The sequence below is a fragment of the Paenibacillus sp. FSL H8-0315 genome, from assembly GCF_038005365.1.
Classification (GTDB): Bacteria; Bacillota; Bacilli; order Paenibacillales; family Paenibacillaceae; genus Paenibacillus_AQ; species Paenibacillus_AQ odorifer.
On record NZ_JBBOTA010000001.1, the window covers coordinates 5332306 to 5353290 of the forward strand.

Genomic DNA, 20985 nt, shown 5'->3' on the forward strand with positions numbered 1-20985 from the left:
TGGATTTCCAGCGCATTCCCTGATACTTACGGACCCAGATGACCCTATTTAGCAATTTATCGCCTTTGGAGCGTATTATCGGACTCCAGTGCAGCTATTGCTAAGAATGAGGCTCGTTTTTGGTGTTTTTCGTGCTAATAGTAGCTATGGAGTCCGATAGGAAGCCAAATATGCGATAAAGCTACGTATAAGGTCATCTGTGTCCGAAAGCGCCGAACCCCCAGAATCCCCCAGTTGCCCTACATACTATTCTGACGCATCCCCTGATCTTACGGACCCAGATAACGCTATTCGTCCATCCCTCGATCTTACGGACCCAGATGACGCTATTCGCCCCTCCCCTGATCTTACTGACCCAGGTGACGCTATTTGTCCATCCCTCGATCATACGGATCCAGATGACGCTATTTGCCCATCCCCTGATACTTGCGAACTTAGATGACGCAATTTACGAAGTTTGTTGTTTTGTTCAAGAAGGTGAGACGCCAAAAACGCGGATGTCACACCAGCCATTTTTGGCTTTTGGGACATCCGCGTTTTGGAGTGGGGGATTAAGAATTAACCGTACCTTTTGGACTAAAGAAGGTCTTCAGCGCCTGATACACTTCTTTTTTGTCTTTAATGACGTAATGCATGAATTGTTCATGTTTCAGATGGCGATAAGCTGACATCAAGGTGCTGCTACGATTGTATTGGTTCACCTCACCGTAGCCAAACATATTGCTTCGTTTCAGCAGTTCTCCGATCAGCTTCACGCAACGTTCGTTGTCGGAGGTGAGATTATCACCATCGGAGAAGTGAAATGGATAAATGTTGTACTGCGCAGGCGGGTAGCGGCTATCGATAATTTCAATCGCTCGCTGATATGCCGAGGAACAAATCGTTCCCCCGCTTTCGCCACGGGTGAAGAAATCATGCTCACTGACTTCCTTAGCCTCCGTATGGTGGGCGAGAAAAACAATCTCTACCTTCTCATATTGGCGGCGCAGAAAACGGGTCATCCAGAAGAAGAAGCTGCGGGCGCAGTATTTTTCAAATGAACCCATCGAACCTGACGTATCCATCATCGCAATAATGACCGCATTGGAATGAGGTGTTCTAATATCATCCCATGTTTTGTAGCGCAGATCATCTGGGCTGATACTGTGAATGCCGGGATTTCCGCTGCTTGCATTGCGTCGGAGATTCTCCAGCAGCGTACGTTTTTTATCGATGTTGGACATCATCCCTTTTTTACGAATATCGTTAAAAATAATGGATTTGACCTCGATCTCTTCTTTATTCTTAGGCTTCAGATGAGGCAATTCCATATCCTGAAACAGAATGTCCTCCAGATCTTCCAGATTGACCTCTGCTTCCACGGTATCTTGGCCCGGCTGATCACCTGCTTTTTCTCCTTTGCCGGGCTGTGCCGATTGTGAATCGCGCCCAAGCACATCGCCGACCTGACTTTCCCCGTCCCCCTGTCCTACATGCTTCTGTTTACGGAAGTTATAAATAATCCGGTATTCATCCAGACTGCGAATCGGAACCTTCACAATCTGCTTACCGCCTGACAAAATAATATTTTCTTCGGTAACGAGGTCAGGCAAATTATCCTTGATGGCTTCTCTGACCTTTTGCTGATGGCGTTCCTGATCCTGATGACCTTTACGATGAAGGGACCAGTCTTCTTTTGAGACTACGAAGGAAAAGGGACCGGATGATTGCGACAGGATGACCACCTCCCATGGAATATGAAATGTTGATTGAGGGAATTTTTTGCAAAGTATATATTTGGATCCCCCGCAAAGTACCTGAGTACGCATAGAAAGCAAAGCCTCACTTTGTGGGGATGTTTTGGGGTTGTAACTAAAGTATATTCATGGGGATGAGGGATATGTGATTTCTTATTCACTGATCTCATCTACGGTCAGCACATAGCTGTTAGATTGGCTTTCGCCAGAGTAGTTACGTCCATCCATATTGAAAGAGAATTGAGCATTTACGGATCCCTTAAGGAAACGACCCATTACCTGTTCACTCACCTGGACAAAATAATGAATGTTAACCATAGATGCAGCATTAACTATCCCCAGCGGCAAGGTGCCGGCAAATGAAGATTGTGGATTCGGAACTCCATCAATCACAATGCTGTTGGGATCAAGAAAACATTTTTCCGGGGTTAGCCGATTCAGAGATATTTCCGCAGGCCAATTTCCACTATTGGTTAGTGAGATCCAGCATTGGACTCGCTCTCCTGCTTCTACGATAGTTGGTTTTGCATGGACTACGAGTGAAATGACAGGTGTGACTACTAGGGTGGTAACTGTATTGGAACGAGAGGTTTGCCGTACGGTCCGTCCGTCTGGAAGCACAAAGGTATACTGAACACTACCATGGTTTTGTACGGCTGCGATTTCATGAATGTTAATGGCTGCAGGTATACTCACTTGAAAAACTACAACTGCTGTAGTTCCGCCTCTTAAAGTACCTAACTGGATGCCTTCCGCTGGTCGTGCACCTTTTTGCAACACTCCATTTAAGAGAACACTATCCCATACGAAAAGAGTACCTGAAGGTATGGCATCTGTTAGGACTGCATTTACAGCCAGATTCCCGTTGTTCGTTACCGTAAGCTCATATCTCAAATTATCGCCCGGAGCTGCTGTAACATGATCCACTTTTTTACTAATGGTGACCCCCGCTTGGACAAGTGAGACAACCGCAGTGTTACTTTCGGTCGTAATTGTATGCTCATCGACTGAATAGGTGACAACCGCGCTGTTGGTTAAGGCCAACGAGGGAGAAAACTCTGTTACTCGGACACGAAAAGTAATATCAACGCTTAGGTCTGTGTCCAGGGAACCGAGTAATATCCCCTGCGCCGGGTCCGATTCTGGGTAATAAATCCCACCTGCAATGACACTCCCCGGTATAAACACCGCCCCGTCCGGAATAGAAATTATTGCGTTGATTTGAGTTAAAAGGCTGTTGCCTTCATTTGTAAGCCGCAAGGTGTAAGTGACTACATCCCCTATAAAAGAAGTCGGAGTACTTGCAGACAAAGAGGTCGAGAGCTGGTAGGAGCGTAAAGAAACCTGTACGGAATTTGAAAATAGATCTCCTTTAACGATTCTTCCCTCCGGTGTGGAAAAAGAAAAACGGCCCAGCGCTTTATTTTGCAGCACTAGGGAAGACGGCAGGGAAATGATGACGACTTGAAAGGCGATGCTCACTTGACTCTGCGGTGCAATAGAACCAAGGGGGATGCCTGAAGACGGTGTAGCCCCCGGAAGAGGCACACCGTCTCTGAGCACACTGTTGGAAATAAAGGATACACCTTCTGGAAGAATGTCAAACACCGTCAAAAAAGCATCTGTATTTCCATTATTACTGGCTGTAATGGTATACACCAAAGTGTCGCCTAAAGAGGCGTGGAGTTTATCTGTACTCTTCAGCAATGAAAGCACGGGGCCCACGACCGGGGTGTTAACGGTATTGGAATAGACAATTCCGTCAACACCCGCTGCCGAGTTGAAGAGTACCATGGACTGATTGGTTACGACAGGTTGGGTACGTGAGCCGGGAATCATAACGCTACTACCTGAACCTGGAAGGTAATGGTTGAAGAAGCACCTGCAGCAATTGTACCAATTGCGATTCCCGAAGCCGGACTGCCACTAGGACGTGGGGCTCCATCTACGGTAATGCTTCCCGTTACGAACTGGCTGCCAGCTGGAATAGGGTCAACCATGATGACATTATTAACTGGTGAAATCCCTAAGTTGGTGACAACAATCGTATAGGTGATGATATCGCCCACAACCGCATCAATAGAAGTAGTGCTCTTAACCACACTTACGTCTGGTGAAGATACAGGGATAATTAGGACGTTTGAGACAGAGGATCCCGTGAGTAAACGTCCATCTGGTGGTGTGAATGTGAAATTTGCTGTAGCTTGATTGACTAACTGTTGTGGCGAAGGGAGGGAAGCAATAGTAACCTGCAACGTAATGGTTACTGTTACTGTACTTCCCGGAGCTACCGACCCAATACTTAAGCCAGTAGCCGGATCTGATCCTGGTTGTGGTACCCCATTCACGAGCACGCTGTTTGGAACAAAGACAGCTCCGTTCGGAATGGTATCGGTAATAACTACATTTGCTATGAGGTTACCAGTATTCGTCACATTTAAGGAGTAAGTAATCGTATCTCCGACAGTTGCGGCGGTTCTGTCCGCCCCTTTGACAACTACAATGATAGGTTGATATACCGGAATAACAAGTGTATTTGAGAATGAAGATCCTGAGAATGCGCCGGAGGTGAAACTGACGGAAGCTTGATTACTAAGCGTTGTAGGATTAGGCAGCACATTGACAATCGTGTTGAACGAGACTTGAAAAGATGCTCCCGGTGCAAGTGTACCGAGCGAGATCCCGTTGGCTGGATTGGCGCTAGGGCGTGGAGTGCCATCTACGGTCACACTGCCAGCGACAAAGCTAGAGCCTGCAGGTATTGGATCACTGAGGTTAACGTTACTGATATTTGCTATTCCGCTGTTGGTAACAGTGAAGTTATAAGTGATGGTATCGCCAACAACGGCATCGGTAGCTGTCGAAGATTTAGTGACGATAACGTTCGGTGAGGATACTGAGATTGTTGTTGTATTGGAATTGATCGAATTGTTAAATGTCCGTCCATCTGGAAGTGTGTATGCAAACGCGACGGAAGCTTGATTGAGCAGCTGTTGGCTTGCCGGCAATGTTGTGATAAGCACTGAGAACATTACAGACAGGCTTCCATTCGCGGAGATTACCCCCAGTGGGATCCCGGCAGCTGGGTCTGCTCCTGGAGCAGGAGCGCCTTGAATGAGTACACTGTTTGGAATAAACGTTGTACCCGCTGGAATGGTGTCACTCAGGGTTGCTAAAGCTCCGTAGTTACCTGTGTTGGTCACATTTATAGTATAAGTAATCGTATCCCCAACGGTAGCATTGACTGAATTGGAGCTTTTTGCTGCTGCAAGGATAGGCAGATAGACAGGCGTCGTGACGATATTTGAGAAGGCTACATTTGAGACAACACCTGAGGTGAAGCTGACTGTTGACTGATTATTTAACAATCCAGTAGGCGGTAGTGAAACTACATTTACGGTAAAAGCAACAGTTACGGTTACACCGGGTGCTATGCTGCCTAGGGTCACTCCAGTAGCTGGGCTAACTCCTGTGCGAGGCACACCGTCCACAAGCACGCTGCCTGTCACAAAGGTGGTGCCGGCAGGAAGGGCGTCTGTGAAGACCACATTATTTACAGTGGCAATCCCGTTATTAGTTAAAGCTATGGAATAAGTGATTGTGTCACCGACTGTAGTTGATGTTGTGGTTGTAGTTTTAATTACAGCAATATTAGGTGAGGAGACCGGAATAGTGACGGTGTTAGAGAGTGCAGTCCCATTAAGTGTACGTCCGTCGGGTAAGGTGAAGCTGTATGCTGCGGTTCCTTGATTGACCAGTTGCTGAGGACTAGGCAATGAAGTGATGTCAACCGTGAAAATGACTACGGTCGTTCCTCCAGGCTGTATTATTCCAGCTGCAATTCCGGTGGAAGGATCCGCTTGCGCTAAAGGGAGTCCATTGATGAGCACGCTATTCGGAACAAAAGCCGTACCTGCGGGAATATTATCCGTCAATGTTAAATTAGCAGCATAGTTTCCTGTGTTACTCACTGTCAGTGTGTAGCTAACGGAATCGCCAACCGTGGCATTGGCTGTACTAGCACTCTTGACTACGGCAATGTTCGGCTGGAACACAGGGACTGTAACGGTATTAGAAAAAGTGGAGCTTGAAATAACGCCTGAAGTGAAGGTAACGGATGCCTGATTGATGAGTGAAGCTGTAGGAGGGACGGAGGTAACAGTAACACTGTAGGTAACCAGCGCTGATGCACCAGCTGCTAGAGTGCCGATAGATATCCCCGAAGCAGGATTCAAGTTCGGGAATGGAACTCCGTTGACAGACACGCTGCCTGTTACAAAAGTACTCCCTACCGGTGTAGGATCATTGAGTAAGACGCTAGTAACAGATTCTATACCATTATTAGTTATATTGACGTTGTATGTGACCGTTTCACCAACAGCAACTGATGTTGAAGTAGTGCTCTTGGTAACGACAATGTTAGGAGCAGAGACTTGTAAAGTTACAGTGTTAGACACAGCAGTCCCAGATAACGGTCTACCGTCAGGCGGAGTAAAGGTAAAGCTTGCAGAAGCCTGATTACTAATCTGCTGAGGTGTTGGCAGGGAGATGATATCAACGGTGAAGCTGACTGCAATACTGGCACCAGGAGCGACATTTCCTACAGCTATCCCTGTATCAGGGGCTGATCCGGGTTGAGGCATACCACCTACAATGACACTATTAGGAACAAAAACTGTACCTGCTGGAATGTTATCAGTTAGCGTAAGATTTGCAGCCAGATTACCTGTGTTGCTAACAATCACTGTGTAGATGACAGAATCACCGACAACTAAAGCATCGAAATCGCCGTCTCCATCAGCGGCACTTTTTACTAAGGAGATTTGGGGCTGAATAACTGGTGTAGTTGTGATATTAGATGAAGAAGAACCGGAGAATACACCGGATGTAAAACTGACAGACGACTGATTGTTAATCTGTGATGGTATCGGCATCGTTATCCTCACCTCGAATGTTACGGTAGCTGTGGCGCCAGGGCTCAAACTACCGATTGGAATGCCGGCGGACGGAACTGCTAGCGGCAGGGGAGTGCCACTTACAATTACGGTTCCGGGAATAAAAGCGACATTCTCAGGCAGAGGATCGCTGAGAATGATATTGCTTACTGTTGCAATACTGTTATTGGTCAATACAGAGGTAAAGGTAAGGATATCACCAGTAACAGCAGTAGCAGCGTTTACGCTTTTTACAACACTGACGTTAGGGGCGGACACTGGGACAGAGAGCGTATTGGATACTACATTTCCTCCGAGCTGACGCCCGTCTGGAAGGGTAAAGCTATATGTCGCTGAAGCAGAGTTCAGTAATACTTGTGATGGAGGCAGGGCTGTGATTGTGACCAGAAAACTTACGGTGACACTATCACCAGGAGCGAGCGGTCCAACTGGAATGCCAGTTGCCGGATTATATCCGGGCAAAGGTGTTCCTCCAATAATGACACTATTCGTGTCAAACACGGCTTGGGGTGGCAGGATATCAGTTACTAATAGAGTAGCTGCAATATTCCCGGTGTTGCTGATCAGGATGGAGTATGAGAGAGATCCCCCTACAGATGCCTGTGCTGCATTGGCGCTTTTGACCATACTAAGGATGGGCTGAAATACAGGTGTTACTATCGTGTTTGAGAGCGAAGAACCGGTGAACGCCCCAGAGGTGAAGGAGGCGCTGGCTCTGTTTGTAAACTGTGCTGGACTTGGCAAGGAAGCAACATTCACTCTAAAAGACACCGTGACAGAGCTGCCCGCGGCGATACTTCCGATTGCTATACCTGTACTTGGGTTAGCCGCTGCAACCGTCGAACCGTTGACAGTCACACTGCCTGCTACAAAAGCTCCCCCCGTAGGAATAGGGTCAGAGACAACAACGTTAGTGACAGTGACGCTGCTTGGGTTGGACACTATGACTGAATAAGTAAGATTTTCTCCAACCGCTACATTAGTTAGATTTGCAGTTTTGGTTAGTGTAATGTTTGGAGCGGAGACCGGAATGGTTAGGGTATTGGATAGACTGGTCCCGGAGAATGATCTTCCACTTGGCAGTTGGTAGGTGTAATTGCTATTGCCTTGATTATTCAGAACAGGTGGAGCAGGCAGAGATTGTACCGAGACAAGAAAGGTCACAGGAACAGCTGCCCCTGAAGCTAAAGTGCCTAAGTTAATTCCTGTAATTGGAGAGTCAGCAGGTCTAGCAACACCGTTAACAGTTACACTTCCCGAGACAAAGGCGCTTCCTGAAGGAATATTGTCGCTCAGGGTTACAGCCGCCCCGATATTCCCTGAATTCTGAACATTTAACGTATAAAGAATATTGCCGCCTACAGTTGCACTGGAAACGTTCGAGCTTTTTGCAATTTGGATTACAGGCTGATACACGGGAGTTGTAGTCGTGTTTGAGACTGAAATGCCAGTAAAAGCACCCGAGCTAAAAGAGGCACTAGATTTATTCAATAGCTGAGCAGGACTTGGTAATGAGATAACGTTGACTTGAAAAGTGACGGCGACGGAGCTTCCTGGAGCGATGGTACCGACAGCAATCCCTGTTCCAGGATTAGCTGAGGGTTGTGATACACCGGCGACGGTAACACTTCCGGGGACCAGCGATGTCCCCGCAGGTATGGTATCTGAGAGTGAGACGTTGGTAATTGCCGCTATGCCGTTGTTACTGATTACGGAAGTGTAGAGTAGTGTATCACCGACAACAACGTCAGCAAATCCTGCGCTTTTGACTACGGTAACATTGGGTGTTCTAACTGGAATAGATAGTGTATTGGATGAGGCTGATCCAGCAATAGTTCGCCCATCTGGAACCTGAAACGTATAAGCGGCGCTTGCTTGATCGACCAGTTGTGGCGGAGAGGGAAGACTATTTACAATGACCCGAAATTGAACAGTAGAACTGCCACCGGCAGCAACCGTACCGATAGCAATCCCCGTGGCAGGGTTACCAGCGATAGGATTTCCATTGACGGTGAAGCTGCCTGCGACGTAAGAGCTGCCTGAAGGAATGTTATCCGTAAGTGTTGTTACCGCGCCGATATTTCCTGTGTTCGTGATTTGAAGAGTATAGGTGATTTGATCTCCAACCGTAGCATTGGTGGTATTGGCTGATTTCACAATGTTAAGGACGGGTGAATATACAGGTAAGGTTACTGTATTAGATGGAATGACCCCCGTCATGATAGGGCCTCCGGCTACACTTTGAAACGTAAAGGCAGCGTTGGCAGTATTTGCGATATTTTGTGGACTTGGCGGCAATGAAGTGACTTTGGCTTGATATGTAACCGTTATTGAACTGCTTAAAGCTAATGAGCCTAATGGGATTCCTGCTGTAATATCAAAAGTAGGCCTTACGACGCCAGCAACGACTACGCTTCCAGTTACAAAAGTGGATCCTGCCGGCAGCGCATCTGATAAAACGACACTTGCTGCTCCCGCTGTTCCTGTATTACTGACAGTCACCGTATAAGTTACCGTATCACCGACTATGGGGCCGGCTACATTAGCGCTTTTAGTGAGGTTTATTTTAGGAGCATTGATATCAACCTGTATGGCATTACCGTTGAGTACATAAGCATCGCCTGAGGTGGTTAATTGTAATACGGCTGAAGATTGATTGTTTATTAGCCGTGCGGAGACGTCAACATTGGTAATATCCCAGCCTTGACGGCCGCCGATAATGTTGGTCCCTGGGTTTCCGTTTATTTGATTGCGGTTTCCAAAGGTACCTGTTGTGTTTAGATTACCTGCATCATTGTTAATCTGTGACGCAAAAAAGTTGTTGGCAAAGTTATTAGGTCCCGATAAAGCAACAAGTGTAGCCGAGGTTGGACCAAACAACGCTTGATCCCCCGAACGGTTGGCATCCCCCTCCTGTGCGCTGAATAACGCTCTGCCGCCAAGCGCACCTGTAATTGGTGTTGCGAAGCCTGTGATCGTAGTTGAAACTGGGGCTGAGGTTGCCTGTACAAGTATTGCACCTGCCCGTAGGGACATATTGCGAAAAGGTAAGGCTGTATTTTGGTAGATTACGCCTAATGTCCAGCCAGCATGGTTGGCCGTGGAATCACTAGGGATAACAATCGTACCCACTACACCGCCAGTGGTGTAGGTGCCGGCGCCGCCTTGTTGGATAATGCTGGTCACGTTGGCGGAACGAACATATGCTGATGCACCACCTCCCAAATCGACTACGTTGCTCGTTGCTGAATCGGGAGTAACGCTGAATGTAGTGCCAGCAGGAGTTATTAGGGAGACAGGATTGTTAATGGCCGAACTGAGGTTAACGGTTCCGTTAATATAGGTACCGCCCCATATCAGTTCTGCATACAGCACTGTGCTGCCAGATGGTAGGACCAGTATGGCTGCTGAACTGTTGCTTGTATAAAGACTAGTAGTTCCGCTAGGATAGGAACCAAATGTCGATGAAGTATTAACAGTAGTAAAGCCACCGATGCTGTCTAGTGTCCCTGGCACTCCGATCGTATCGGAGCGGCTAAGTCCAAGCGTGTTGCCGGTAAATGTGATAGCACCGGTCGCATTGATCGTTGCCCGTACGACTAGTGGAATGATTCTCACCTCCTTCGAGGTTGATTTTGGCCAAAAGTGAACCGTCCTATAGTTAGGACGGCACAGTTAATACCTGTATGTTAGCCTATGATACAAAATGGGTATTAGTGTATGTCCCATCTTAAAATTATAGAAAAAAATGTCTGTTTTGTGATTTAAGTCTTCGTTCGACAAGAACATGAGGTTCAGGATAATGACTTCTGCTCATCAGCTCCAGCTCCTGATCAGTGATATTGTGCTTGACTACGACAAAATGGTACATGATTTCATGCACTACATTTGCTTGAAGGGTCTTTAGTATTTCTAGTTCTTCAGTTTCGTAAAGCGGATCTTCATAAGGGTGTTGATAGAATAACTCCATCCGCAGCAACCGATAATCGAAGGGTGGTGCGGGTACAGGGTAGTCTGGAATAGCTGGGCATACTGGACCGGATGGGGGTTGGAAGAAGGATCCTGTAAAATGCCGGGGGGTATATTCGTCAAACTTCTGCTTAAAGGAAGGATTGGACATATGGGCAAAGCTGTGGGCATAGGGTGCTAGAATGCAAACAACTGCTTTATGGATGCTAATTCTGTGAATTTCCGCCATGGCTGTGAATAAATTGTCCACATAAGGCAGTACACGGCTAGCCATAACAAACTCAGCACTATTGTCAGGGAGAGGAATCTCTTGGCAAATATCGCAGACAATATCTACAACAGGACCCGCGATCCGATCGATCCCGAGATAACCTGCTTCCTTATTAGATCCACAGCCGATATCGATTTTCAAGGGGCTCACTCCTTTGGGATAAATCAGGCTCACACTATTGTATTAATACCGCTGTAGCCTGCATCCGACGGATGCCTAATAGAGGCTGGAAGTTATCTAAAATTACTTCATATGAAACTTTCATAGAGTGGTTAACGTTATAAGAGTATACTTATGAAGATGACTTTGAAAATAATCGCCACATAGAGGAGGCACTCAACATGAAAAAACAACGTTCATTACCCGCCATAGCAGCGATTGCTGCCTTAACATTTGCCTTAACCGCTTGCGGTGGGAATAATTCGGCACAGACTTCAGGAGAACCGACTGCAACACCTTCTCCAACACCAACCGAGAGCGCAAGCACTGCTGAGCCTACTGAAGCTCCAAGCACTCCCGTACCCACTGAGAACCCAAGTACAGCCACACCAACCGAAAATCCGAGCACAGCTAAACCTAGTTCTACTCCAAAAGCAGAAGGTAAAACAATAAAAATGACGGCCGTTTATATCGGACAAATAGATAGTCATTCCGTTGAGATTGCGACAAAAGAAGGCCCAACCGCTTTTGAGATTTCAGCTGGAATGGAGAGTATACTTGATACTTTGAATTCAGATGATTCCGTAGTTATTGAATACGTGGAAAAAGCAGTGGAGGGCGATCCGTCCGTCAAGCAACGTGTGCTAACAAAGCTGGCTCTAGCAAAATAATTGAAGGTATTGATTTGTAAATAGAGGGTGTCTCAGCAATCATATAGTGGTTGCTGGGACACCCTCGTATTTTTTAAGCATAGTTCTTGCTCAAAACACTAAACTTTGTTTGATCGATCACAGTCCGCATACCTAGCACCATTATGGATTAGGAGCCACACTATTGGAACTAGCAGCACCACTAACGGAACTAGTAGCACCACTATGGATATAGCAGCACACTAACGGATCTAGCAGCACCTAGTAGCCCCACTAACGGATCTAGTAACCTCTATATTGGACTCAGCATTATCGGACCCAGCAGCCCTTAAACGCAGCTTTTCCCTACATTTAATTCGCTATCGGACCCCATAGCAGTTATTTCTATGAAAATCGCTCAATATGATCCTTTTTTAATGCAATAGCGTCACTGGGGTCCGAAACTGTGCTCCAAAGGCGAAAAAAACGTAAATAACGTCATCTGAGTCCGTGAGCCGCGGATGACGGGGAAAACTCAGCATTATCGGACCCAGCAGCCCTTAAACGCAGCTTTTCCCCACTTTTGATTCGCTATCGGACCCCATAGCAGCTATTGCCATAAAAACCGCCCAATAGGATCCTTTTTCGATGCAATAGCGACACTGGGGTCCGAAACTATGCTCCAAAGGCGAAAAAACGTAAATAACGTCATCTGAGTCCGTAAGCCGCGGATGAGGGATAGGATCCAGCATTATCGGAATTATCATCATCGGAATCAGTATTATCGGACCCAGCAGCTCTTAAACGCAGCTCTTCCCCACATTTGGTTTGCTATCGGACCCCATCGCAGCTATTGCCTTAAAAACCGCCCAATATGATCCTTTTTCGATGCAATAGCGTCACTGGTGAAGCTAGAATAAAAAGTGGACAGTAGTTAACAGACTGGCGATAATGAGTCCACGGAGGTGTGTTCACATGGGAGAACATCGACAACGGTATAACGAAGAATTTAAAAAACAGACAGTGCAGTTCATTCAAGAGCAAACAAAGACAGTGGGCGACTTGGCGGAAGAGCTCAACATCCCAAAAAGTACCCTGCATCAATGGATGAGCCAGTATCGAGAACTAAAGAATGAACCGGCGGCTAGCATGGATCGAGTACGGGAACTCGAGGCACAGTTGAAAGAAATGAGCCGTCAACTTCAAGAAAAAGATAACAAGATTGCCGATGTGGAAGAGGAATTAGCGATCGTAAAAAAAGCAGTGCACATCTTCAGCAAACCAAGGAACTGAGATTCCAGTTTATTGAAAAACATCGCTCCGAGTTTCTCTTGGAGAAGATGTGCATGACCCTACATGTGTCACGGAGCGGGTACTACAAGTGGCGGACAGAAAAAACCAGTACGCATATGCTTCGTAAGGCTGCGATAATGAAGCGAATTCAGTATCATTTTGCAGACCATCAAAAGCGGTATGGGAGTCCGAAGATCACCCGCCTGTTACATCAAGAAGGTTATACCGTTACCGAACGCACGGTGAGTGTGTACATGCGACATATGAAGCTTCGCTCCATTGTCTCCAAAACGTATCGCGTACAGACCACTGACTCCAATCATGACCATCCGATTGCCCCGAATACGCTGAACCAGCAATTTAAAATACTCAAACCCAATTCAGTATGGGTTACCGACATTACGTAAATTCCTTGCCGGGGAGGGCGCTTGTACCTGGCTAGTGTGATGGACCTTTGCACGCGCGAAATCGTGGGGTGGCGCTTGGAGAACCATATGGAAACCAGCTTGATTTCGGGCGCTTTACAAGATGCTTACGAAGCTAAACAACCGGAAAAGGGTCTATTACATCACTCCGATAGAGGTTCTCAATATACTTCTCATGAATACACGAAGCAGTTGAAAGCGTATGGCATGGAGTCCAGCATGAGCCGCAGAGGTAACTGTTATGATAACGCCTGTATCGAGTCGTGGCACAGCATTTTGAAAAAGGAGCTCATTTATTGTAATCCGCGATTCAAAACTAAGGAGCAAGCCTACCAGACACTTTTTCAATATATTGAGTTTTACTATAACCGCAAGCGAATGCATGGCGCGCTGGGTTATCTTTCTCCAGTTCGTTTTGCTGAGCAATTGACTAGAATGTCTGTTGCATGACTGTCCACTTTCTTGACAGAGGTCCATGGGGTCCGAAACTATGCTCCAAAGGGCGAAAATCCGTAAATAACGTCATCTGAGTCCGTGAGCCGCGGATGAAGATGAGGACTCCCCAATGCAGATTTTAGATTCATACATAAATAAAGGTATCCTCACAACCCGCTCAAAGTTGTTGGGATACCCTTTTTAATGAAGTTAGCATGTTTAAAAGAAGCTTAAAGCGTTCCAGCATTGACTAGGAAGGTTGTAATAAGCAGCATAAAGAGTAAGATAATAACACCATTGACTATCGTGCCAATAATGCCAAACACCTTGCGGCGTTTCCGAATGGAAAGCCCAATGATGCCGATGACTACACCGATTACATTAAGAGCAGCCAGAATAATAACCGTTAATCCTAGAAGCATTATGAATTGCGAGGACTGGCTTAATAGTTCGGAATTCTCATTAACCAATGAAGAAGACTTCATTATAATAGAGATAAAGATGGCTGCATAGCCGATGATCGACACGAGACAGATAATGAACGAAGCAATACCAGGTCCAGAATGTTGAAGATCATGTTCTACTTTTTGATGCGTAGATGATAAATCAGCGCTTGGGTAAACCGGATGAGGGTTGGGATTTCCCACCTCTGCCGCAGGTACGTCTGATTTTGACAGAGAATTTAAGTCCATGGTTTGCACTCCTTGAGAGATTAGAATGAAAATGTTGTTAATATCCACTTTTTCATATTGATGCTAAAAAAGCAACCCCTGAATGAGGCAAAATAAAAAATGACTGCTGGAAATAGGAACTGGCATTACGTTATGATAGAATGAGTCTAAAATTAAGGGGGTGTAATCATTTGCAACGGAAATTTATGGCCTGGGGGGCTGTGCTAGCAATGCTGGCAGTAGGAATTGGTGCTTTCGGTGCCCATCTACTAAAACCAGTGATCAGTGAAGACTATATGAAGGTATATGAGACTGGTGTGCAGTATCACTTGGTACATGCGCTGGGGGTAATTCTCATCGCACTGGCTGTGGGCCAATGGGGCGAAAGTGCCCGATTACGTTGGGCGGGCCGATTGTTAATTGCAGGTACCATTTTGTTCTCTGGCAGTTTGTATGTTCTGAGTATCTCCGGAATTAAGGTGCTAGGAGCGATTACACCTATCGGTGGGGTATGCTTTATAATTGGCTGGTTATGCCTTGCGATAGAGGGATTTTCACGTAAAACGTCGTCTTAGTTGTTAAAAAAAGAAAGACCAATAAGCACCTGTTCCCCAAAGAGGGAGGGTGCTTATTTGCTTGTAACGCATGCGCTTACAGAAACTCGTCGATTTCATTTAGATTAAAGCTGTACACCTGCTTCTCATCCACATGGTAGACACTTATAGAGTTGGCTGCTTCATCAAAGTTTAAAATACGACAGGGCATGGACACTTGTTTCCCGTACCGGTTCGCTCGTAAACGTACCAATTGATTATTCTGAATATACTGACGAATCTTCCCGTATGCATCAGCTGGCGTCTCAATGGCCGTTTGCTGTGCAGGCGTTTCTGCCTGTTTTTTTATCGGTGTATCCAGCTGCTTCTTCGTAGATTTTGGAGGCAGCTTTAATGAAATGGGAGGAGCAGAGTTTTGATTCAAAGCTAGTTTAGCGGAGCGTAGCAAGCTGTCAATGGTTCTCCCTAATTCAAGACCGGAATTAATGTTGAAATCTGTGATATGGTCATTATTGTTCAACATTTCGAGCAGAAATTGCAGTGCAAGCGGGTTGGTACGGGCATTAATCAGGATGTCGACGTTAAATAAATAATTGCCGTCTGTGCGTTGTAGTTTCTCGTCCATAAATCCCCCAGCTTTTCGTTTAGAACATCTCTGAATGGTTACAGGAATGTAATTAACTATAACATTAAACATGCAATATTCATATACCCAGGACTACTGGAATAGGGACTATTATACTGCATTTTATACTAGGCATAGGACTACCGTCAGCACACCCACAGGAAAATTAGCATACATATACAACGTGGATAGTGAAAAAAAGGAGGTGCTGCTATTGGTTACTATGGAGCCTATTACAGTAGGTGAACATACGCTGATCGGGGTAGAGGTTAAGCTTCCCAAAACTACACTGCTCTCCATCAGCACGAACCGAGGTTATATTATGTGCGGTGCACTGGATGTCGGTCTCCTCAATGAAACACTTAGTGATCGGCATATCATCGCAGCTCGTGCGGTGGGTGTACGGACGCTTGCCCAGCTTTTAGCTGCCCCGTTGGAGTCTGTAACGATAGAAGCAGAGAGTCTTGGCATCGTACCAGGTATGACGGGTGCGGAAGCGTTACTTCTTATGGTCTGACCGGAAAATTTAACAATTCCAAACAAACGGGGCTTAGGCCCTTTTTGTTTGTGTGCAAGTATTCACATTTAAGCATAATCGGGTGTGTCTTTGCTAATGCTAGAACAAATAAAGGTGTTATGGAAGGCTTCTCCTTGTTTCGTATTACAGGTAAAAGGGTAAATTAAGAATAGACAAGTTACTACCGGACGAAGGAAATAGTAACCGGTAAATATAATGGATAAGGTAGGGATCATCTCATGGCTAAAGCATCGAATAAAGTAAATACAACTTCACTGGAACAGATCATGAATCGTCAGGTTGCTAACTTAAATGTCCTGTACGTAAAAATTCATAACTTTCATTGGTATGTCAAAGGAGAACAATTTTTCTCCCTTCATGTGAAATTTGAGGAATTATATAATGAAGTAACCCTTCAAATGGATGAAGTAGCAGAACGCTTGCTAACCATCAAAGGCAGTCCGGCAGCAACATTGAAAGAATATTTGGAATTAGCTACAATTCAAGAAGCTACAGGTAAGGAAGATACACGGGGAATGGTTCAGTCTCTGATTGAAGACTTCGCCACCATCTCTGAAGAGCTGACAGAAGGCATCGAGCTTGCCGAAGAAACCAAGGATCAGCCAACCTCAGATATGTTCATTAAAATCCGTAGTGATCTGGAGAAACACCAATGGATGCTACGTTCGTTTCTTAGCTAATCATTAAGCAGTTTGAATAAGGCTTCCTGCGGGAAGTCTTATTTTTGCGTAGTCTTATGTTTAATGAAAATCTTCTCTGAGTCACAAGTGATTAGCTAAAGAGAAATTTGTAAAAAAACAAGGTTTGATATAAAATTAGTGAGAATCATTGATAATCATTGTGATTCAATTTATAATAATTATAATGTGATAGAAAATCTAATTGTGCTGGGAATCAGGATTATCCTGTTTCAATACAACTTTTGATTTCGCAAATCGATCAATGGAGGGAATAATATTATGGCAGCAGAATTTGTCATTGAGGGTCTTAAAGCGACGATTGAGGGAAAAGAAATTTTGAAGGGGATTAACCTTCAAATGAAAGGTGGCGAAATTCACGCCATCATGGGACCAAACGGTACAGGTAAAAGTACTTTGGCTTCGGCGCTAATGGGTCATCCTAAATACGAAGTAACTGATGGAACTGCAACTCTTGATGGTGAAGATCTTCTGGAGATGGCTGTTGATGAACGCGCACGTGCAGGTCTTTTCCTTGCAATGCAATATCCAAGCGAAATCTCTGGAGTAACTAACTCCGACTTCTTGCGTTCTGCCATTAATTCCCGTCGTGAAGAGGGAAGCGAAATCTCGTTGATTCGTTTTATTCGCCAAATGGAAGCAAAGATGAAAGAACTAGATATGAACCCTGAGTTTTTACACCGTTACTTGAACGAAGGCTTCTCCGGTGGTGAGAAGAAACGTAATGAAATTCTACAAATGATGATGCTGGATCCAAAAATCGTGATCTTGGACGAAATTGACTCCGGTCTTGATATTGATGCTTTGAAAATTGTAGCTGAAGGCGTAAACTCCATGCGTAGCGAAGAACGCGGCTTCTTAGTTATTACCCACTATCAACGTCTTTTGAACTACATCAAACCTGATTATGTTCACGTTATGATGCAAGGTAGAATCGTGAAATCCGGTGGTCCAGAGCTTGCACAGCGTCTGGAAGCAGAGGGTTATGAATGGATTAAAGAAGAACTTGGAATTGAAGATGAAACTGTAGGGCAAGAAGCGTAAGAAACGCCAGGAAGGAGGAGACCACTATGACGACACAGACCATTCTTCCGGTGGATGCCGAACGCTTGAGCGAATTATCGCACAGCAGCGGCGAACCGGGTTGGCTGAAAGAAAGCCGCTTGAAGGCACTAGAATTGGCAGCTACTCTGACACTGCCTAAATTAGAGAAGACACGGATTGATCGTTGGAATGTCAATAATTATGGTAGCTATAAAGCAAGTGAACCTTTTGCTTCGCTAAGTGATGCACCTGCATCTATTTCTTCCTTGATCAAGGATCAGGAGGAAGGCAGCCTGATTATTCAACGCAACTCTGGTGCAGTATATACACGTATCGCTCCTGAGCTTGCAGAACAGGGTGTTATTTTTACAGATCTACAGACAGCTGTTAAAGAACACGGAGATTTGGTTCAACGTTACTTGCATAAAGCCATTCAGCCAGACGAACATTCTATCGCAGCGCTTCATGCTGCATTGTGGAATGGTGGAGTATTCCTCTATGTTCCTAAGAATGTTGTTATTGAAACTCCGCTTCAAGCAGTGCTGTTAACGGATGATGCGGAAGCTACTTTTGTTCCACACATTCTGGTCGTAGCTGATACTAACAGTTCCGTAACCTATGTAGACAACTACGTATCGGATAAAGAAGAAGCTGGACTACACAATGGTGCGGTAGAGGTATTCGTGGGCGCTGGCGCTAAAGTTCGTTATGCTACAGTGCATCAGCTTGGTGTAGATACTACAGATGTAACTTATCGCCGGGCTGTTGTTGAGAATGACGGAGTCATCGAATGGATCGTTGGTGAGATGAACTACGGAGATACTGCGAGTGATACCAAGTCTGTGCTTAAAGGCAACGGTTCTAGCTCCGATGCTAAAGTAATTGCAGTAGGTACGGGATCACAGAAACTGAATTACACCACTCAAGCTCAGCATTTTGGCAAAAGCACACCAAGTGACATGATCACTCGTGCAGTTATGCGTGATTCTGCTACTTCTATCATCAACGGAATCACCAAGATTGAGAAAGGTGCTACTAGAGCGGACGGCCAGCAAACGGAAAAAGTATTGATGCTGAGTCCAAAAGCCCGTGGTGACGCCAATCCGATCCTGCTTATTGATGAAGATGATGTTACAGCCGGCCATGCCGCTTCCGTAGGTCAGGTCAATCACGAGCAAGTCTTTTACCTAATGTCCCGCGGAATTACACGGCATGATGCAGAGACTCTGATCATCTACGGCTTCTTGGCTCCTGTTGTGTCACAAATTCCACTGGAGGGACTGCGCAATCAGCTCCAATCTCTTGTGGAAAGGAAGTTAGTGCAATGATTAGCAACGCCATCCGGGAGCAATTTCCCATACTGAACCAAAATGTGAACGGACATCCACTGGTCTATCTGGACAGTGCTGCTACTTCACAGAAGCCTCGGAAAGTAATTGAGGCGGTCAAGTCGTATTATGAGTGGGATAACGCCAACGTACACCGTGGCGTCCATACTTTAGGCAGCCGAGCAACCGATGCCTACGAGGGAGCCCGGGAGAAGCTAGCTAAGTTTATTAACGCCCGCAGCACTAAAGAAATTATCTTTACACGCGGAACAACTACAGCCTTAAATCTTGTGGCCTCTTCTTACGGACCCTCTGCTGTGGGTGAAGGCGACGAAATCGTCATCACCTTAATGGAGCATCATAGTAATCTGATTCCATGGCAGCAGCTCGCTAAGAAGACAGGTGCTACATTAAAATATATACCGTTGCAACCTGATGGAACGGTTACGTTGGAAGCTGCCGAGCAGACGATTACGGATAAAACCAAAATCGTTGCTATCGCTTATGTATCCAACGTTATGGGAGTAACTCATCCTATTAAAGAGCTTGCGGCTATTGCTCATCGTCATGGTGCAGTAATTGTCGTAGATGGTGCACAAAGCACACCACATATGAAGGTCGATGTGCAGGATCTGGATTGTGATTTCTATGCACTATCTGGTCATAAAATGCTCGCACCCACCGGAATTGGCGCTTTGTATGGCAAGAGAGCACTTCTCGAAGCCATGGAGCCCGTCGAATTCGGTGGCGAGATGATCGATGATGTGGGTCTTTATGAATCCACATGGAAAGAACTGCCTTGGAAGTTTGAAGGCGGTACGCCGATCATAGCTGGTGCTGTTGGTCTAGGTGCAGCCATTGATTTCTTACAAGAAATCGGTTTGGATGAGATACACCGCCATGAGAAAGCTCTTGCAGCGTATGCAGAGCAACGTCTGTCAGAGATCGAGGGTCTGAACATTTATGGTCCTCGAAATCGTGAAGTCGGCGTTGTCACCTTTAATCTGGGTGACGTTCACCCGCATGATGTCGCTACAGTGCTAGATGCGGAAGGCATTGCCATCCGCGCCGGGCATCACTGCTGTCAGCCGCTGATGCGCTGGCTGGAAGCCAGCTCTACAGCACGTGCAAGCTTTTATCTGTATAATAACGAGCAGGATGTAGATCGACTGGTGGACGCTTTAATCAAGACAAAGGAGTACTTCAGCTATGAACTTGGATGACTTATACAGACGCGTAATTATGGATCATTATAAAAGTCCTCGAAATCGCGGTTCATTTGAAGATGATGCTCTAAAAATTGAACTGAATAACCCAACCTGTGGTGACCGGATTACTCTTCAGCTTAAGGTAGAGGATGGAATCGTAAAGGATGCCCGTTATAATGGTGAAGGCTGTTCGATCAGTATGTCATCGGCTTCGATGATGACTGAGGCGATCAAAGGACAAACGGTTGAACGTGCGCTTGAACTGGCTGATAACTTCTCCTTACTGATGAAGGGTGAAGACGTGGATTTTGGAGATTACGAAGACATTGAAGCCCTTTCGGGTGTGAATAAATTCCCTGCGCGGATCAAATGCGCAACACTGGCTTGGAACGCACTTCGTAAAGGAATTGACGAAGAAGAGCAACATAAATAACAGTAGAACAAGGA

The 20985-nt window shown here is 45.8% G+C and carries 17 protein-coding genes; 11 read left to right on the forward strand and 6 right to left on the reverse strand.

Annotated features, from left to right (window positions below):
• Positions 1 to 551 precede the first annotated feature (551 nt).
• The 4 genes from yhbH to MHB56_RS23035 all read right to left on the reverse strand — a co-directional run bounded on the left by yhbH (position 552) and on the right by MHB56_RS23035 (position 11072).
• On the reverse strand, positions 552 to 1715 hold the full coding sequence (gene yhbH / locus MHB56_RS23020) for a sporulation protein YhbH (protein ID WP_036684553.1): 1164 nt from the start codon (positions 1713 to 1715) through the stop codon (positions 552 to 554).
• A gap of 174 nt (positions 1716 to 1889) precedes the next feature.
• Positions 1890 to 3575 (reverse strand): hypothetical protein, encoded by a 1686-nt coding sequence (locus tag MHB56_RS23025; RefSeq protein WP_339281878.1) that lies wholly within the window; start codon positions 3573 to 3575, stop codon positions 1890 to 1892.
• A complete protein-coding gene (locus tag MHB56_RS23030; protein WP_339281879.1) occupies positions 3572 to 10309 on the reverse strand; it encodes a DUF7507 domain-containing protein in 6738 nt (2245 codons plus the stop codon). The genes MHB56_RS23025 and MHB56_RS23030 overlap by 4 nt, the downstream gene beginning before the upstream one ends.
• A gap of 118 nt (positions 10310 to 10427) precedes the next feature.
• Complete coding sequence (locus MHB56_RS23035) at positions 10428 to 11072, reverse strand: methyltransferase domain-containing protein (RefSeq protein ID WP_076195236.1); 645 nt, start codon at positions 11070 to 11072, stop codon at positions 10428 to 10430.
• Between the two features lie 200 nt (positions 11073 to 11272).
• Here MHB56_RS23035 and MHB56_RS23040 point away from each other — a divergent pair, with 200 nt between their 5' ends.
• The 4 genes from MHB56_RS23040 to MHB56_RS23055 all read left to right on the forward strand — a co-directional run bounded on the left by MHB56_RS23040 (position 11273) and on the right by MHB56_RS23055 (position 13887).
• Positions 11273 to 11761, forward strand: a complete 489-nt coding sequence (locus MHB56_RS23040) for a hypothetical protein (RefSeq protein ID WP_036684361.1) — start codon at positions 11273 to 11275, stop codon at positions 11759 to 11761.
• 933 nt (positions 11762 to 12694) lie between these two features.
• The gene (locus MHB56_RS23045) at positions 12695 to 13012 is read left to right on the forward strand and encodes a transposase (protein ID WP_076301905.1); all 318 of its coding nucleotides are present in this window, start codon (positions 12695 to 12697) and stop codon (positions 13010 to 13012) included.
• Positions 13013 to 13065: 53 nt separating this feature from the next.
• Entirely contained in the window at positions 13066 to 13419 is a 354-nt protein-coding gene (locus MHB56_RS23050) for an IS3 family transposase (protein ID WP_341144050.1), read from the forward strand.
• A complete protein-coding gene (locus tag MHB56_RS23055) occupies positions 13420 to 13887 on the forward strand; it encodes an IS3 family transposase (RefSeq protein ID WP_341144386.1) in 468 nt (155 codons plus the stop codon).
• A 215-nt stretch (positions 13888 to 14102) separates the two neighbouring features.
• On the opposite strand, the gene MHB56_RS23060 is transcribed toward MHB56_RS23055, so the two are convergent.
• A complete protein-coding gene (locus MHB56_RS23060) occupies positions 14103 to 14564 on the reverse strand; it encodes a hypothetical protein (RefSeq protein WP_076301339.1) in 462 nt (153 codons plus the stop codon).
• A gap of 170 nt (positions 14565 to 14734) precedes the next feature.
• Between MHB56_RS23060 and MHB56_RS23065 the strand changes: the two genes are divergently transcribed.
• Positions 14735 to 15118: a DUF423 domain-containing protein gene (locus MHB56_RS23065; RefSeq protein WP_036684358.1), complete on the forward strand. Its 384-nt coding sequence runs from the start codon at positions 14735 to 14737 to the stop codon at positions 15116 to 15118.
• Positions 15119 to 15194: 76 nt separating this feature from the next.
• Here MHB56_RS23065 and MHB56_RS23070 read toward each other — a convergent pair whose 3' ends face one another.
• Positions 15195 to 15722: a hypothetical protein gene (locus MHB56_RS23070; RefSeq protein WP_036684355.1), complete on the reverse strand. Its 528-nt coding sequence runs from the start codon at positions 15720 to 15722 to the stop codon at positions 15195 to 15197.
• 214 nt (positions 15723 to 15936) lie between these two features.
• On the opposite strand from MHB56_RS23070, the gene MHB56_RS23075 reads away from it, so the two are divergent.
• The 6 genes from MHB56_RS23075 to sufU all read left to right on the forward strand — a co-directional run bounded on the left by MHB56_RS23075 (position 15937) and on the right by sufU (position 20971).
• The gene (locus MHB56_RS23075) at positions 15937 to 16239 is read left to right on the forward strand and encodes a YunC family protein (RefSeq protein ID WP_036684352.1); all 303 of its coding nucleotides are present in this window, start codon (positions 15937 to 15939) and stop codon (positions 16237 to 16239) included.
• A gap of 239 nt (positions 16240 to 16478) precedes the next feature.
• Positions 16479 to 16940 (forward strand): Dps family protein, encoded by a 462-nt coding sequence (locus MHB56_RS23080; RefSeq protein ID WP_076135846.1) that lies wholly within the window; start codon positions 16479 to 16481, stop codon positions 16938 to 16940.
• 279 nt (positions 16941 to 17219) lie between these two features.
• Positions 17220 to 18002 carry a Fe-S cluster assembly ATPase SufC gene (gene sufC / locus MHB56_RS23085; protein WP_036684347.1) on the forward strand — a complete coding sequence of 261 codons (783 nt, stop codon included), beginning with the start codon at positions 17220 to 17222 and terminating at the stop codon, positions 18000 to 18002.
• Between the two features lie 26 nt (positions 18003 to 18028).
• A complete protein-coding gene (sufD, locus tag MHB56_RS23090; RefSeq protein WP_036684344.1) occupies positions 18029 to 19330 on the forward strand; it encodes a Fe-S cluster assembly protein SufD in 1302 nt (433 codons plus the stop codon).
• Complete coding sequence (locus tag MHB56_RS23095; RefSeq protein WP_076219340.1) at positions 19327 to 20553, forward strand: cysteine desulfurase; 1227 nt, start codon at positions 19327 to 19329, stop codon at positions 20551 to 20553. Before sufD ends, MHB56_RS23095 begins: the two co-directional genes overlap by 4 nt.
• Positions 20540 to 20971: a Fe-S cluster assembly sulfur transfer protein SufU gene (gene sufU / locus MHB56_RS23100; RefSeq protein WP_036684339.1), complete on the forward strand. Its 432-nt coding sequence runs from the start codon at positions 20540 to 20542 to the stop codon at positions 20969 to 20971. Before MHB56_RS23095 ends, sufU begins: the two co-directional genes overlap by 14 nt.
• The last annotated feature ends 14 nt before the right edge of the window (positions 20972 to 20985 follow it).